Annotated in this window: 15 protein-coding genes; 13 read left to right on the top strand and 2 right to left on the bottom strand. The window is 64.3% G+C overall.

The window, feature by feature from the left end; translation table 11 throughout:
• Nucleotides 1–36 precede the first annotated feature (36 nt).
• The 4 genes from LB523_RS28325 to LB523_RS28310 all read left to right on the top strand — a co-directional run bounded on the left by LB523_RS28325 (nucleotide 37) and on the right by LB523_RS28310 (nucleotide 4,639).
• Nucleotides 37–1,224, top strand: a complete 1,188-nt coding sequence (locus LB523_RS28325) for a beta-ketoacyl-ACP synthase (protein WP_224609302.1) — start codon at nucleotides 37–39, stop codon at nucleotides 1,222–1,224.
• A gap of 78 nt (nucleotides 1,225–1,302) precedes the next feature.
• The gene (locus LB523_RS28320; RefSeq protein WP_095764965.1) at nucleotides 1,303–2,574 is read left to right on the top strand and encodes a beta-ketoacyl-ACP synthase; all 1,272 of its coding nucleotides are present in this window, start codon (nucleotides 1,303–1,305) and stop codon (nucleotides 2,572–2,574) included.
• A gap of 37 nt (nucleotides 2,575–2,611) precedes the next feature.
• Nucleotides 2,612–3,640, top strand: coding sequence for a zinc-binding dehydrogenase (locus LB523_RS28315; RefSeq protein WP_224522664.1), 1,029 nt, complete (start codon nucleotides 2,612–2,614; stop codon nucleotides 3,638–3,640).
• 6 nt (nucleotides 3,641–3,646) lie between these two features.
• The gene (locus tag LB523_RS28310) at nucleotides 3,647–4,639 is read left to right on the top strand and encodes a lipid A biosynthesis lauroyl acyltransferase (protein ID WP_224609299.1); all 993 of its coding nucleotides are present in this window, start codon (nucleotides 3,647–3,649) and stop codon (nucleotides 4,637–4,639) included.
• Between the two features lies 1 nt (nucleotide 4,640).
• Here the strand turns inward: LB523_RS28310 and LB523_RS28305 are convergent, their stop codons facing one another.
• On the bottom strand, nucleotides 4,641–5,072 hold the full coding sequence (locus LB523_RS28305) for a L,D-transpeptidase (protein WP_224609296.1): 432 nt from the start codon (nucleotides 5,070–5,072) through the stop codon (nucleotides 4,641–4,643).
• A gap of 260 nt (nucleotides 5,073–5,332) precedes the next feature.
• Between LB523_RS28305 and LB523_RS28300 the strand changes: the two genes are divergently transcribed.
• The 5 genes from LB523_RS28300 (at nucleotide 5,333) to LB523_RS28280 (ending at nucleotide 11,772) form a co-directional block, all read left to right on the top strand.
• Nucleotides 5,333–6,610 (top strand): acetylornithine deacetylase/succinyl-diaminopimelate desuccinylase family protein, encoded by a 1,278-nt coding sequence (locus LB523_RS28300; protein WP_224609294.1) that lies wholly within the window; start codon nucleotides 5,333–5,335, stop codon nucleotides 6,608–6,610.
• A 117-nt stretch (nucleotides 6,611–6,727) separates the two neighbouring features.
• A complete protein-coding gene (locus LB523_RS28295; RefSeq protein WP_224609291.1) occupies nucleotides 6,728–8,209 on the top strand; it encodes an ABC transporter substrate-binding protein in 1,482 nt (493 codons plus the stop codon).
• 28 nt (nucleotides 8,210–8,237) lie between these two features.
• Nucleotides 8,238–9,287, top strand: coding sequence for an ABC transporter permease (locus LB523_RS28290; RefSeq protein WP_224609288.1), 1,050 nt, complete (start codon nucleotides 8,238–8,240; stop codon nucleotides 9,285–9,287).
• Nucleotides 9,284–10,153, top strand: coding sequence for an ABC transporter permease (locus tag LB523_RS28285; RefSeq protein ID WP_224609285.1), 870 nt, complete (start codon nucleotides 9,284–9,286; stop codon nucleotides 10,151–10,153). Before LB523_RS28290 ends, LB523_RS28285 begins: the two co-directional genes overlap by 4 nt.
• Nucleotides 10,150–11,772 (top strand): ABC transporter ATP-binding protein, encoded by a 1,623-nt coding sequence (locus LB523_RS28280; protein WP_224609282.1) that lies wholly within the window; start codon nucleotides 10,150–10,152, stop codon nucleotides 11,770–11,772. Before LB523_RS28285 ends, LB523_RS28280 begins: the two co-directional genes overlap by 4 nt.
• 1 nt (nucleotide 11,773) lies before the next feature.
• Here LB523_RS28280 and LB523_RS28275 read toward each other — a convergent pair whose 3' ends face one another.
• Complete coding sequence (locus LB523_RS28275; protein WP_095765555.1) at nucleotides 11,774–12,205, bottom strand: TerB family tellurite resistance protein; 432 nt, start codon at nucleotides 12,203–12,205, stop codon at nucleotides 11,774–11,776.
• Nucleotides 12,206–12,315: 110 nt separating this feature from the next.
• Between LB523_RS28275 and LB523_RS28270 the strand changes: the two genes are divergently transcribed.
• From LB523_RS28270 to LB523_RS28255, 4 genes are all read left to right on the top strand, one after another.
• Nucleotides 12,316–13,101 (top strand): TSUP family transporter, encoded by a 786-nt coding sequence (locus LB523_RS28270; RefSeq protein ID WP_224609280.1) that lies wholly within the window; start codon nucleotides 12,316–12,318, stop codon nucleotides 13,099–13,101.
• A gap of 53 nt (nucleotides 13,102–13,154) precedes the next feature.
• On the top strand, nucleotides 13,155–13,325 hold the full coding sequence (locus LB523_RS28265; RefSeq protein WP_095764956.1) for a hypothetical protein: 171 nt from the start codon (nucleotides 13,155–13,157) through the stop codon (nucleotides 13,323–13,325).
• A gap of 84 nt (nucleotides 13,326–13,409) precedes the next feature.
• Nucleotides 13,410–14,243 carry a helix-turn-helix domain-containing protein gene (locus LB523_RS28260; protein ID WP_224609277.1) on the top strand — a complete coding sequence of 278 codons (834 nt, stop codon included), beginning with the start codon at nucleotides 13,410–13,412 and terminating at the stop codon, nucleotides 14,241–14,243.
• An 83-nt stretch (nucleotides 14,244–14,326) separates the two neighbouring features.
• Nucleotides 14,327–14,746, top strand: coding sequence for a VOC family protein (locus LB523_RS28255; protein WP_224609274.1), 420 nt, complete (start codon nucleotides 14,327–14,329; stop codon nucleotides 14,744–14,746).
• The last annotated feature ends 516 nt before the right edge of the window (nucleotides 14,747–15,262 follow it).

The following is a 15,262-nucleotide window of genomic DNA, read 5'->3' as shown; positions in this document are numbered from 1 at the left end:
TGACGCGCCCCGCCAGCTGACCCACAACAGCCGCCCATGAGTTCTCACGACGTCGTCATCACCGGCATCGGCCTTGTCTCTTCGCTTGGAGAGGGCCCTGATGCGCATTGGCAGAAGCTCACCCGACCGGGCCTTGAGCCGGTGCTCGAGGCAGAGCGCTTCGCACCCTACACCATCCATCCCCTGCCCGAGATCGACTGGAACCTGCAGATCGCCAAGCGCGGCGACCAGCGTCAGATGGAAACCTGGCAGCGTCTCGGCACCTACACCGCCGGCCTGGCGCTCGACGACGCCGGCATCAAAGGCAATGACGAGCTTTGCGCCACGATGGACATGGTCGTGGCGGCCGGCGGCGGCGAGCGCGACGAAGCCGTCGATGCCGCGATCCTTGCAGCCTCCGAAAGCCGCAACGACCGCGACGTGCTGCTCAACGAGAAGCTGACGACGGAACTGCGGCCGACTTTGTTCCTGGCCCAGCTCTCCAACCTGCTCGCCGGCAACATCTCGATCGTCCACAAGGTCACCGGTTCGTCGCGCACCTTCATGGGCGAGGAAGGCGCCGGCGTCTCGGCCGTCGAGACCGCGGCCGCGCGCATCCGCTCGGGACAGTCGACCCATGTTCTGGTCGGCGGCGCCTTCCAGACCGAGCATTCCGACATGCTGCTCGGCTACGAGCTTGCCGGCTACCTGCATCGCGGACCATGGAAACCGGTCTGGCAACGCCAGGGCTCAGAAGGCGGCGGTGTGGTAACGGGCTCCGGCGGCGCCTTCCTGGTGCTCGAGCAGCGCGAACACGCAAAAAACCGCGGCCGCAAGATCTACGCCGAGCTTGGCCATGTCGTCTCCGGCCGCGCCAGGCGCCGGCAAGGCGAGTTGAATTCTGAGATTGCTGCGCTGCTGAAGCAGGCTGCCCTTCCCGACGGCGATCTGCTCACGATTTCCGCCGCCTCCGGCGCCCACGCCGCCACCGCGGCCGAAAAGGCCGTTCTCGATGCCAACCCGGCTTTGGCCGTGCGCGCCTTCTCGACGCTGACCGGCCATATGAAGGAGGCTCAATTCCCCTTTGCGGTTGCGCTCGCGGCAATGGCCGTCGATCGCGGGGCCGGTTATCCTGCCTTCGATGCCACGGTGGAGCGCCCATTCGAAGGCGCTCCCAATTCCGTCCTTGCAACCGCGATCGGCTATCACCAATTCGAGGGCCTGGGGCTGGTTAAAGCCGCTTAGATCGGTTTTTCGCAATTCCCGGGCGGAAAACCGCTACACACTTTTCCTGGAATTGCTCGATAGCGAGGCAGACAAAGCATGGCCAATCTTCGCGACCACATGGGCAGGCCGATCGTCGCCGTTACCGGCATCGGCGTGGTGACCTCGCTCGGCGTCGGCAAGGCCGACAATTGGGCGGCGCTGACCTCGGGCAGATCCGGCATCCATCCGATCACCCGCTTTCCGGTTGACCACCTCAACACCCGCATTTCCGGTATGGTCGACTTCCTGCCCTCGAGTTCGAAGGGCGCCAGCCACCTAACCTACGAACTGGCCGAGACGGCGGCCCAGGAGGCCGTCTCGGAAGCTGGTTTGGAGTCCGGCGATTTCGGCGGCCCGCTGTTCCTGGCCTCGCCGCCGGTCGAGCTCGACTGGATCGACCGCTTCTCGCTTTATAATTCCGACAAGCAGGACGCCGGTGCCGAAAGGTTGCTGCGCGTGGCGCGCGGATTGAAGGAGCTGGATGTCTTCGAGACCACGCAGTTCGGCTCGATCGCCGATCGCCTGGCCGACCGCTTCGGCACGCGTGGTCTGCCGATCACGCTGTCGACCGCCTGCGCCTCGGGCGCCACCGCCATCCAGCTTGGGGTCGAGGCGATCCGGCGCGGCGAGTGCGACAAGGCGCTGTCGATCGGCGCCGACGGCTCGGCCACCGCCGAAGCGCTGATCCGCTTCTCGCTGCTCTCGGCCCTTTCCACCCACAATGATATCCCCGAAAAGGCCTCAAAGCCCTTCTCCAAGGATCGCGACGGCTTCGTGCTGGCTGAAGGCTCCGGCGCGCTGGTGCTGGAATCGCTGGAAGGCGCCCTTGCGCGGGGCGCGACAATCCTCGGCATCATGCGCGGCTGCGGCGAGAAGGCCGACGATTTTCACCGCACCCGCTCCAAGCCCGACGGCTCGCCTGCGATCGCGGCGGTGCGCGCCGCTCTTGCCGATGCGGGCCTCGGGGAAGACGAGATCGACTACGTCAATGCGCACGGCACCTCGACGCCCGAGAACGACAAGATGGAGCACCTGTCGCTGTCCACCGTCTTCGGCGAGCGCATCGGCTCGATGCCGATCTCGTCGAACAAGTCGATGATCGGCCACACCCTGTCGGCCGCCGGCGCGGTGGAGGCCGCCTTCTCGCTGATGACCATGCGCGAAAGCGTCATCCCGCCGACGATCAATTACGACAATCCAGATCCGGCCATCGTGCTCGACGTCGTGCCGAACAAGAAGCGCAACGCCGAAGTCGGCACGGTTTTGTCGAATTCCTTCGGCTTCGGCGGCCAGAACACCTGCCTTGTCATGGCGCGGGAACCGGTCTAAGCGGACTTTTTCCGCTCTTACAGACCCGACAGGCCACATGCGCGCATTGCAACTTATCGAGGACCGCCGCCTTGAAACGGTGGACCTGCCGCCTCCCCCGCCGCCTTCGCTGGGCGAAGTGACGCTCCGCATCAAGGCGGTGGCGCTCAACCATATCGACGTCTGGGGTTGGCGCGGCATGGCGTTTGCCAAGCGCAAGCTGCCGCTGGTCGTCGGCGCCGAGGCCGCCGGCGAGGTCGAGGCGGTCGGCCCCGGCGTCTCCAACCTGCTGCCGGGACAATTGGTGTCGATCTACGGCGCGCGCACCTGCGGGCTTTGCCGCGCCTGCCGCGAAGGCCGCGACAATCTCTGCGAGCATGTTTCCGGCGTCCATGGCTTCCATCTCGACGGCTTTGCCCAGGAAAAGATCAACCTGCCGGCGCGTCTTCTGGTGCCCGCGCCTCCCGGCGTCACCGAGATCGGCGCGGCGGTCGCGCCTGTCACCTTCGGCACGGTCGAGCACATGCTGTTCGACAACGCCAGGCTGGAACCAGGCGAAACCATCCTCGTCCATGCCGGCGGCTCCGGGATCGGCTCCGCTGCCATCCAGCTCGCAAAGAAGATGGGCTGCACTGTCATCACCACGGTCGGCTCGAACAACAAGATCGACAAGGCCAAAGCGCTTGGTGCCGACCATGTCATCAACTACCGCGAGGACCGTTTCGAAGGCGTTGTGCGCAAGCTGACCAGGAAGAAGGGTGTCGATGTGGTGTTCGAGCATGTCGGCGCCGACACCTTCGCCGGTTCCATGCTGTGCTTGAAGCGTGGCGGTCGCCTCGTCACCTGCGGCTCGACCTCGGGCGTGTCGACGCAGGTCAACCTGATGCAGCTCTTCCAGCAGCAGCTGAAGCTGCTCGGCTCCTTCGGCTGCCGCATGGAGAACATGGCCAACGCCATGCAGAAGATGGCGGCCGGCCTCGTTGCGCCGGTCATCGATACCGAAGTCGGCTTCGACGACATCGACGCCGCGCTGAAGCGCATGGAAGGCCGCGACGTCTTCGGCAAGATCATCCTGCGCGTTTCCTAAGACAGGATGGTCGGCAAGGTGTTCAGGAAAGCCCGCCGGGACTTCATGTTCCGCTACGGCCGACGGCTGCGCCAGCTGGAGCATTGGCTGGTCGCCAAGCTCGCCATCGTGTTGCTCTCGCTGCTGCGCCTGTTGCCGCCGGACAGCGCGCTCAACTTCGCCGACCGTGTCGCCCGCCGCATCGGCCCGATGGTCGGGCGCCACCGCGTTGCGGTCAACAATCTGCGCCTTGCCTATCCGCAAAAGAGCGACGCCGAGATCGAAGCCATCGCGCGCGACATGTGGGGCAACATGGCCCGCCTCGCCGCCGAATACATCTTCCTCGACGCGCTGTTCGACTTCGATCCGAACGCTTCGAAGCCGGGCCGGGTGGAGGTGCGCGGCGTCGAGCATTTCCACGAGATCGCCGGCGAGAAGAAGCCGCATATCCTGTTCACCGGCCATCTCGGCAATTTCGAGTTGCTGCCGGTGGCCGCGGCCACCTTCGGCATGAACATCACGGCGCTGTTTCGCCCGCCGAACAACCCCTATCTCGCCGATTACATCCACTCGACGCGCCGCTCCTCGATGGGCGCCCTGCTGCCCTCCGCCGCCGGCGCATCCTTCGCCCTTGCCGCCATCCTCGAAAAGGGCGGCAATATAGGCGTGCTGGTCGATCAGAAATTCTCGGGCGGCGTAGACACGACCTTCTTCGGGCGCCCATGCCAGAGCAATCCGATGCTCGGCATGCTGGCCCGCCACTATGACTGCGATGTCTACCCCGCCCGCTGCGTCAGGCTGCCGGGCAACCGCTTCCGCCTGGAAATCGAGGACAGGCTGACCTTGCCGCGCACCGAAGGCGGTAGCGTCGATGTCAGCGCCACCACCCAGCTGCTCACCGATGTGGTCGAGCGCTGGGTGCGCGAGGACCCCGGCCAGTGGATGTGGTTCCACAAACGCTGGGAAATCAGCGGCCGCCGCCGTAAGCGCGGACAGTCGAAGGCGACAGTCGGCCTTTAGGTCAGTTGGTGACGACAATCCGCGTGTTGCCGAAGCCGACTTCCTTGACCATCGAATAAAAGGCCGCGGCGTTAGCCGGATGCAGGCGCACGCAGCCATGCGATGCCGGTCGTCCGAGATTTCTCACCGACCCGGTGCCGTGAATGGCGTAGCCGCCGTGAAAGAACACCGAATAGGGCATCGGCGAGTTGTCATACTTGCGCGAATACCACATCCGGGCGGTCCATTGCGGCCGGTAGCTGCCGCGCGGCGTGAAATAGCCCTTGCGCGCGGTCGACACGCTCCAGCGATAGACCACCTGGCCGTATTTGCTGACGGTCATAGTCTGTGACGAGACGTCGATATTGGCCACCAGCGCAGCCGCCCGGCTTGCGATGGACATGCCGAACAACGCGGTTGCCAGCACGGTTGCCGTGAGAACGAAGTTTTTCATGCGATCAAACCCCTTTGATTGCCCCTGCCATTCGCGCGGTTCTTCCATCTTTTTGCCGGCAGATGCGTTAAGTACCACACACTCCTTGACGAATCCGCCAATGCAATGCGGTGAATTTGAACGATTTTCGCGGTATAGTTGCTGCCGCACCACGCACCCTCTGAAGTTTAGGCGAGGCGTTGGTCCATGCTTCGGTCGTTGTGTGGCAATGAGCGACTGGTCGCTTGCAAAAGCACCGCGTTCCTTCTTCAATCCGCCGGATGAATGAACGACTTCTCAAGGCGGTCGAGGATCGGGCCGACGACCTCGTTGCGCTGACCGCCGACCTGATCCGCTTTCCGACCGTAAACCCGCCGGGCGAAGCCTACCGGCCATGCGCCGAGTTTCTCGGCGCGCGCCTGAAGAAACTCGGCTTCGAGACCGAGTTTATTCGTGCCGAAGGCGCGCCAGGCGACAGCGACCGCTACCCGCGCGTCAACGTCGTTGCCCGTTTCGAGGGCCGCTCGCCCGGCCCCTGCGTGCATTTCAACTCGCACATCGACGTGGTCGAGGCCGGCGACGGCTGGACCGTCGATCCCTTCGCCGGCGTGGTGAAGGACGGCAAGGTCTATGGCCGCGGTGCCTGCGACATGAAGGGCGGCCTGGCTGCCTCCGTCATCGCCGTCGAAGCGTTCGTGGAAGTCTATCCCGATTTTCCCGGCGCCATCGAGATATCAGGCACGGCGGACGAGGAATCGGGCGGTTTCGGCGGCGTCGGCCATCTGGCGAGGCTCGGCTATTTCTCGAAGCCGAAAGTCGACCACGTCATCATCCCCGAGCCGCTGAACAAGGATCGCATCTGCCTTGGCCATCGGGGCGTCTGGTGGGCCGAGATCGAGACCAAGGGCGAGATCGCGCATGGCTCGATGCCGTTCCTCGGCGACAATGCAGTACGCCACATGGGCGCCGTTCTGCGGGCCTTCGAGGAGGAATTGTTCCCGGCGCTCGACCGCAAGATGACGCGCATGCCGGTGGTTCCGGAAGGCGCCAGGCGCTCGACCATGAACATCAATTCCATTCATGGCGGCCAGACCGAGGATTTCCGGCCGGGGCTCCCCTCGCCCAACGTGCCCGATTGGTGCCGGCTCACCATCGACCGGCGTTTTCTGCTCGAAGAAGACATCGCCTCCGTCAAAGGCGAAGTCACCGGCATCCTCGAACGGCTGAAACGCGAGCGCGAGAAATTCGACTACGAGATCCGCGATCTGATGGAGGTGCTGCCGCTGATGACGGAGCGCGACGCGCCGGTGGTGAAGGCCGTCGCGAAGGGCATCATGGAGGTCTTCGACCGCGAACCGGATTATGTGATCTCGCCCGGCACCTACGACCAGAAGCATGTCGCGCGCATCGGCCACCTCTATGACTGCATCGCTTATGGCCCGGGCATTCTCGACCTCGCCCACCGGCCGGACGAATGGGTCGGCATCGCCGACATGTTGGAATCGGCCAAGGTGATGGCTATCGGCCTCAATGTGCTCTTGCGCGGTACAACCGGCTGATCCGCAAAAACATTCCGCCTGGCGCCGCCCGGCAGCACGAAACGCAATTTACTCGCAGGCCAAATCACGCTTCTATCCGCCAGCTTGAGCGCATTTTGAGCAAATGGGAGTTCAGCGATGAAATTGTGGAAGACCATCCTGGCCGCGGCTGTGCTGTCGCTTGCCGCCGCCACGTCGGGCTTTGCCGCACGCACCGACCTCACGCTCGGCATCGTGCTCGAGCCGCCTCATCTCGATCCGACCGCCGGCGCGGCCGCGGCCATCGGCGAAGTCACCTATGCCAATGTCTTTGAAGGGCTGACGCGCATCGACGACAAAGGCCAGGTTCAGCCCGCCCTCGCCGAGAGCTGGGCCGTCTCCGACGACGGCAAGGTCTACACGTTCAAGCTGCATTCCGGCGTGAAGTTCCACGATGGCTCGGCCTTCGGCGCCGCCGACGTGAAATTCTCGCTGGACCGGGCGCGCGCCAAGGATTCGCTCAATCCGCAAAAGCCGCTCTTTGCGCATATCACCGATGTCACAGCGGTCGATCCGTCAACGGTCAAGGTCACGCTCGACGGTCAGCAGGGCGATTTCCTCTATGACATGGGCCAGGTTGCGGCGGTGATCATGGCGAAGGCATCGGCCGACGGCAACAAGGACAAGCCGATCGGTACCGGTCCGTTCAAGTTGGATCATTGGGCCAAGGGTTCCGAGATCACGCTGGTCAAGAATCCGGACTACTGGGGTACGCCCGCTGCGCTCGACAAGGCGACATTCCGTATCGTGCCCGACGCGGCCGCGGCTGTCCCCGCATTGCTCTCGGGCGACATCCAGGCTTTCGCCAACATGCCCGCACAAGACGCGCTCGAGCAACTTCAGTCCGATCCGCGCTTCAGCGTCGTGATCGGCTCGACCGAGGGCGAGACGATCCTGTCGATCAACAACAAGAAGCCGCCCTTCGACAAGCTCGCGGTGCGGCAGGCGCTCGCCTCCGCAATCGATCGCAGCGCCATCATCGCCACGGCCTCGAACGGTCTTGGAAAGCCGATCGGCTCTCATTTTTCGCCAGGCGACGCGGGCTATGTCGATCTCACTGGCGTCTATCCGCACGACATCGCTAAGGCCAAGGAATATCTGAAGGAAGCGGGGCTGGAGAACGGCTTTTCGGCCACGATCAAGCTGCCGCCCGTCCCCTACGCACGCGACGGCGGCCAGGTGATTCAGTCCCAGCTGAAGGAGATCGGGGTCAATCTGCAGATCATTCCGGTCGAATGGGCGGAGTGGCTGAGCCAGGTCTTCACCAACAAGGACTACGACCTCACGATTGTTTCTCATGTCGAGCCAAACGACATCGATATCTATTCGCGGCCGGGCTACTATTTCCAGTATGACAATCCGAAGTTCAACGATCTCATCAAAGAGCTCGGCACCACGGTCGACAAGGACAAAAGGTTGGAGCTGCTGGGCGAGGCGCAGAAGATTCTCGCGCACGATGTGCCCGCCGTCTACCTGTTCGAGCTGCCCAAGATTGGCGTCTGGGATGCCAAGCTGCAGGGCATGTGGACGAACTGGCCGATCGAGGCGGACGATCTCACCAAGGTAAAGTGGACGGATTGAGGCCGGCGCGATCGCCCGATAGCCTCCCATGACCGCCTATCTCCTGAAACGCATCATCATCGCCGCCCTCACCCTGGTGCTGGCCTCGATCGTGGTGTTCGCGGTCATGGAGATCCTGCCCGGCGACCCGGCGCGCCTGATGCTGGGCCTCAATGCCAGCGCCGATCAGGTCGAGGTGCTGCGCAACCAGATGGGGCTGAACGCGCCGCTGGTGCTGCGCTATCTCCACTGGGCGGGCGGCTTGCTCAGCCTCGATTTCGGCCGCTCCTACACCTATTCGGTGCCCGTCATCGACCTGGTGCGCGAACGCGTCGTCGTCTCCCTGCCGCTGGCGCTGATCGCTCTGGCGCTCTCGACCATCATCGCCATTCCGGTCGGCGTGTTCTCCGCCAGCCGCCAGGGCCGCGCTGGCGACACGCTCGCCATGGGCGCCGCCCAGCTCGGCGTCGCCGTGCCGAATTTCTGGTTCGCGCTGATGCTGATCTATCTGTTTGCCGTATGGCTGCATCTGGTGCCGGCCGGCGGCTTCCCCGGCTGGAGCGCCGGCATCTGGACGGCGCTGAAATCCCTGATCCTGCCGGCCATCGCTCTTGCGCTGCCGCAGGCGGCGATCCTGGCGCGCGTCGCCCGCTCCGCGCTGATCGAGGTGCTCAACGAGGACTATATCCGCACCGCGCGCGCCAAGGGCCTGCCCTACCGCGCCGTGCTCTGGCGCCACGCGCTGCGCAACGCCATGATCCCGGTGCTCACCATCCTCGGCCTGCAATTCGCCTTCCTGCTTGCCGGCACCATCATCATCGAGAATGTCTTCTACCTGCCTGGTCTCGGCCGGCTGATCTTTCAGGCGATCACCCAGCGCGACCTGATCGTGGTCGAGAGCATCGTCATGCTGCTGGTCGCCGCCGTGATCCTCATCAACCTCCTCGTCGATTTCTCCTACGCCCTCGTCGACCCGCGCCTAAGAGCAATTCCAGGAAAAGTGCGTAGCGGTTTTCCGTCCGGAATTGCGCCAAAACAAATACTGAGAGCGGTTCAGCGATTCCGCGGAACGCGGAACCGCTCGAGAGGCCGGCAATGACCATGCGCGTCGACCTGCCCGAGGAAACGCTTGCCGGCGTGCTGGCCAAGGCCTTCGGCAACCGCTCCTTCCTGATCGGTTTGATCATCACGCTGCTGGTTGTGGCCGTCGCGCTCCTCTCCTTTGCCTGGACGCCTTACGACGTCACCAAGCTGGTGATCGCCGACAAGACGCAGGCGCCCTCCTGGGCGCACTGGTTCGGCACCGACCATTTCGGCCGCGACATCCTGTCGATGATCATGGTCGGTGCCCGCAACTCGATCGCCGTGGCGCTGGTCGCGGTCGGCATCGGCATGGGCATCGGCGTGCCGCTCGGCGCCGTCGCCGCGGCGCGCGGCGGGATAGTCGACGAGGCGCTGATGCGCCTCAACGACCTGGTCTTTGCCTTTCCGGCGCTGCTTTCGGCAATCATGATCACCGCTATCTTCGGCCCGGGCGCCGTCAACGCCATCATCGCCATCGGCATCTTCAATATCCCTGTCTTCGCGCGTGTCGCCCGCGCGGGCGCGCTGGCCATCTGGCCCCGCGAATTCATCCTTGCCGCGCGCGCCGCCGGCAAGGGCATGACACAGATCACCGTCGAGCACATCCTGCCCAACATCGCGACGCTGCTGCTGGTCCAGGGCACGATCCAGTTCGCGCTGGGCATCCTCGCCGAAGCCGGGCTTTCCTATGTCGGCCTCGGCGCCCAGCCGCCGATGCCGAGCTGGGGCCGCATGCTGTTCGACGCCCAGACGCGCATGGTGACCGCGCCCTGGATGGCGATCTTCCCCGGCATGGCGATCGTGATCACCGTGCTTGGGCTGAACCTGCTCGGCGACGGCATTGCCGACATCCTCGATCCGAAATCGCGGCGGCGTAGATGAACCTGCTCGAGATCGAAAACCTGTCGCTTTCGATCGGCGATACGCCGATCCTGAAAGGCGTCGAGCTGACAATCGCACCGGGCGAGGTCGTGGGCCTCGTCGGCGAATCCGGCTCCGGCAAGTCGATGACGGCGCTGACAATCATGCGGCTGCTGCCGCATCTGGCCCGCGCCGAGGGCCGCGTCGCCTTCGACGGCATCGACATCCTCGCTGCCACCGAGGACCAGATGTGCGCCTTGCGCGGCGACGATATCGGCATGGTCTTCCAGGAGCCGATGACGGCGCTCAACCCGGTCAAGACGATCGGCGAACAGGTCGCCGAAGGCATCCGCTGGCATACCAAGGCGAGCCGCGCCGAGGCCGAGGAGCGCGCGCGAAAAACCCTCGACCGCGTCGGCCTGCCCGAGGCCAAATTCCCGCTGTCGCGCTACCCGCACGAACTGTCCGGCGGTCAGCGCCAGCGCGTCGTCATCGCCATCGCCTGCGCGCTGAAACCGAAGCTGCTGATCGCCGACGAGCCGACGACGGCGCTCGACGTGGTGCTGCAGGCGCAGATTCTTGACCTTTTACGCGACCTGGTCAGCGAGAACCGCATGGGGTTGCTGCTCATCTCGCACGACCTCGCCGTGGTGACCGAGATGGCCGATCGCCTGACCATCCTGCGCAACGGCGAAGTGATGGAAGCCGGCGACACCGCCCGGACCTTGTCGGAGCAACAGCATCCCTATACGCGCGAGTTGGCGCTGGCCTCCATGCACGTGCCGGCGCGCCCGAAACCGCACCTTGCCGGATCGGCAAAACCCTTGCTCGAAGTCCAGGGCGTCGGCCGGGACTATCCGGGGCGGCGCAAATCGCTGTTCCGGCCGGCGCAACCGATCCGCGCCGTCGACGATGTCTCGCTCACCATCGAGCCCGCGCAATCGGTGGCGCTCGTCGGCCGCTCGGGCTGCGGCAAGTCCACGCTTGCCCGCATGATCCTCGCCTTGGACAAGCCGACGGCGGGCACGATCCGCTTTCGCGGCGAGCCCATCACCGGCAAGCCGGAGTCGACGCTGAAGCCGGCCCGACGCGACATGCAGGTCGTGTTCCAGGATCCTTACGGTTCCTTCGACCCGCGCCAGAAGGTCGAGAAGCTGGTGGCCGAGCCGCTGCATCTTCTGGAAAAGCAGCCGGCAAAAGCCGAGCGCCGCGAGATGGTCGCGCATGCGCTGCAGGAAGTCGGCCTTAGCCAGCGCGACATGGACAAATACCCGCATGAATTCTCCGGCGGCCAGCGCCAGCGCCTGTCGATCGCCCGCGCCATCATCACCCGTCCGAAGCTGGTAGTGGCCGACGAGCCGGTATCGGCGCTTGACGTCTCGATCCGCGCCCAGATTCTCGACCTTTTCGCCGAGCTCAACCAGAAGCTCGGCATCGCCTATCTCTTCATCACCCATGACCTGACGGTCGCCCGCGCCATGGCGGACGAGGTGCTGGTCATGCATGAAGGCAAGATCGTCGAACGCGGCCGGGCGGCCGAGGTGCTCGACCATCCGCGCTCAGAGGCGGCGCAGGCGCTGGTCGCGGCGGCACCCGACCTTCATCGCGCGATCGCGCGGCGCATGCAGGAACAGGGGTAGTTCAGCTCTCCGGCTTCACCAGATCGACGGGGCTGATGTCGAGCAGGTCGAGCGTACGGCGCAGAAGCTTCACCTCGCTCTCCGCCAGCTTGGAATCGGCTTTGGCGATCTCAGCCATGTGGCGCGCAAGCAGCTTCCGGCGCTCGACATCGAGGTCGCGGAACAGCGCGATCGCCTGCGAGCCGTTGGTCTCGTAGCCATAATCGTTGAGATATTCGATGACACTGTCGATGCTGGCCTCCGGAATGCCGAAGGCTTCCTTGCAGATATGCCGGAACACGACCATCTCGCTCTCCGAGACCGAGCCGTCGGCCAGGATCATGCGGAACAGCATCAGCAATTCCGCCGACAGCACAGGGTCGTCCGCCACCTTGCGCACACCCGGGTCACCGTCGAAGATCGAACGTATCTGGTCGAGCAGCGCCATCGCCACCAAGCTCCCTTTGCGAGTCTGATCTGATTGTTAGCTTGGAATCGCTCTTGCGCAAACGGGGCGAGCGTGATGGAAGCTGCGGCTCCCTCCCTCGCCTCACTCCCTCCCCGATGATCGACCTTACCCTGCAGACCGTCCTTATTCTCGTTGCCGCCGCTTTTGCGGCGGGTTTTGTCGACTCGATCGCCGGCGGCGGCGGGCTGATCACCATCCCGGCGCTGCTGCTCGCCGGTTATTCGCCGGTGGCAGCACTTGGCACGAACAAATTGCAGGGCATGTTCGGGTCCGGCTCGGCTACCATCCACTACGCCGCCAAGGGTCAGGTCGACCTGCGTCGCCAGCTGCCGTCCGCCGCGCTGGCGCTTGCCGGCGGCGCGGTCGGGGCGCTTTTGGCGACCGTCGTGCCGGGCGATTTCCTGCGTGCCCTGCTGCCGCTGCTGCTGATCGCCATCGCGCTCTATTTCGCACTGAAGCCGAACATGGGCGACGTCGACCGCGCGGAGCGGCTGTCGCCCTTCCTGTTCGGACTGAGCGTCCCGCCGCTGATCGGCTTCTATGACGGGCTCTTCGGTCCGGGCGCCGGTTCCTTCTACATGCTCGCCTTCGTCACCCTCGCCGGCTACGGCGTGCTCAAGGCGACGGCGCACACCAAGCTGCTCAATTTCGCGTCCAACATCGGCGGCTTCGTCGTTTTCGCCGCCGTCGGAGTCATCGACTGGAAGATCGGCCTGATGATGGGCGTGGCGCAGTTCATCGGCGCCCGTGTCGGCGCAAGCCTGGCTATCCGCACCGGCGCGAAGCTGATCAAGCCGCTGCTGGTGGTCGTGTGCGTGGCGCTCGCGATCAAGCTCTTGGCCGACCCCGCCAATCCCTTACGCCAACTGTTTGGTGTGTGAGGCCTCCTGCTGGTAGAGTTCTGGTGTTGCGAATCATGTTGGAGGGACCAGACATGAATCTCAGTGCGCCCACCCAGATCGTGTTCATTATTTCGTTGGTTATCGCCGTCATCGGCCTTCTCGCCGCGCTTGGCGTTCTTGCATTCATTCCGCTTGCGTCCGTTTGGATCATGCTTATCGCCTACATCGTGCTCGCCGCCGGCTGTTTGATGCGCGGCACCTGAGCACAGCATTCTCAGGCAACTCGGAGCGCCCGGCCCTGCCGGGCGCTTTTGATTTTCGAAGGGGTGTTCTGCTAGGCTCGGAGCATGTCCGACGAGCCAGAGCGCCATCGCCAGGATAATCGCTCTCCCGCCCTCCATTTCGAGATGGTGCGGCGCAAGCCCGCCGCCTCGCTTGCGGGCGTCGTCACGGATATCTGCGGCTATCGCGAGACCTGTCCCGGCCATTTCCGCATCGTCGAATATGCTTCGCTGACCGTGCCGCTGGTGATCAGCTTCGCCGAAGCCTTTGCCATCGGGCTCGGCCACAGCCCGGGCGACAATGACCGCCACGCCAGCTTCGCCGCCGGCCTCTATGCCGGGCCGGTCATGATCGAATCCTTTGGCGGCGCCTGCTGCGTCCAAGTTAACTTTACCCCGCTCGGAGCCAGGCAATTCTTCGGCCTGCCGATGAGCGAGCTGCGCGATCGCATGGTCGGGTTGGACGATGCGCTGGGCTTTGACGGCATCGCATTGCGCGAACGGCTCGGCGAGGCATCGGATTGGAACGCGCGCTTCGACATTGCCGAGGGATTCATTACCAGCCGCCTTGTCGAGGCGAATGCGCTTTCACCGGAAATCGCCTGGGCCTACAGGGCGGTCATTGCGTCGGGCGGCCGCACCCGCATTTCGGCGCTCGCCGGCGAGATCGGCTGGAGCCGCAAGCATCTGGCGGCGAGATTCACCGACGCGATCGGCATCGGCCCGAAGACATTGTCGCGCATCGTGCGCTTCAATCGCGCGCTGTCCCTGTCGAAGCGGCAGGACGATGACTGGGCCGGCATCGCCGCCGATTGCGGCTACGCCGACCAGGCGCATCTGGTGCGCGAGTTCCGTCAGTTGGCCGGCGAAACGCCGACCGGTCTCGCGGCGTCGATGTAGGTCTGACCCAGGTAACATTTCTTCAAGACGCCGAGACCGCCTTTGCACAGACTGGCATTCATCAACCGACCAGGGAGATTGTCATGCCGACAGCAAACGAAGCACCCCGTCTCTACCCGGCTCTGCGCTACAGGAACGCCGCCAAGATGATCGACTGGCTATGCGAGGCCTTCGGCTTCGAGGCGCGCGCCCGCTATGGCGAGGGCGACATCGTCCACCATGCCGAGCTCACTTTCGGGTCCTCGATGATCATGCTGGGTACGGCACGCGACGACGATTACGGCAAGATGGTCGGCGCGCCCGGCGGTGGCGGCAGCAAGTCGATCTACATCGCCGTCGATGACGCCGACGCCGCCTATGCGCGTGCCAAGAAGGCCGGCGCGAAAATCATCCAGGAACTTGTCGACCGCGACTATGGCAGCCGCGAGTTCATCTGCCTCGACCCGGAAGGCAATGTCTGGTCCTTCGGCACCTATTGGCCGAAGGCGGGTGAGAAGGCTTGAGGCCATCAGTGACGCTGGAGATTGGCCGCGATCTGCCAGCTTCGTCATCCACGGGCGGAGCGGGAGCGAAGCGGACGCGCAGACCCGAGGATCCATTCCGTTACCTCACGCGAAGAATGAACGCGGCGCAGGACAGGGCCGTTCTGGACCGCCGCAACGCTTACAGGTCACGGAATGGATCCTCGGGTCTGCGCGTCGCTTCGCTCCTTGCTCCGCCCGTGGATGACGACTTGACCAATGTTTCGGCTAACCTCGAAGGTTGGTGAACGCTTTGCTCCCAAAGAAGCAACTCGCGACTTCGACGATTAGCCGAGGCATCCGAACTTCGTCATCCACGGGCGGAGCGACGCGAAGCGGCGCGCAGACCCGAGGATCCATTCCGTGACCTTGATCGAAGAGCGCAGCGGCGCAGAATTCTGCGCTGTTGCAACGCCTTGACGTCACGGAACGGATTCTATGGTCTGCGCGCGTCGCTTCGCTCCTTGCTCCGCCATAGAATGACGATCAGATAGGCGG

It is taken from the genome of Mesorhizobium sp. ESP-6-4 (genome assembly GCF_020164735.1).
GTDB lineage: Bacteria > Pseudomonadota > Alphaproteobacteria > Rhizobiales > Rhizobiaceae > Mesorhizobium.
Note: the sequence above shows the minus strand (reverse complement) of the source record. Positions and strands in the feature narration are given on the sequence as shown.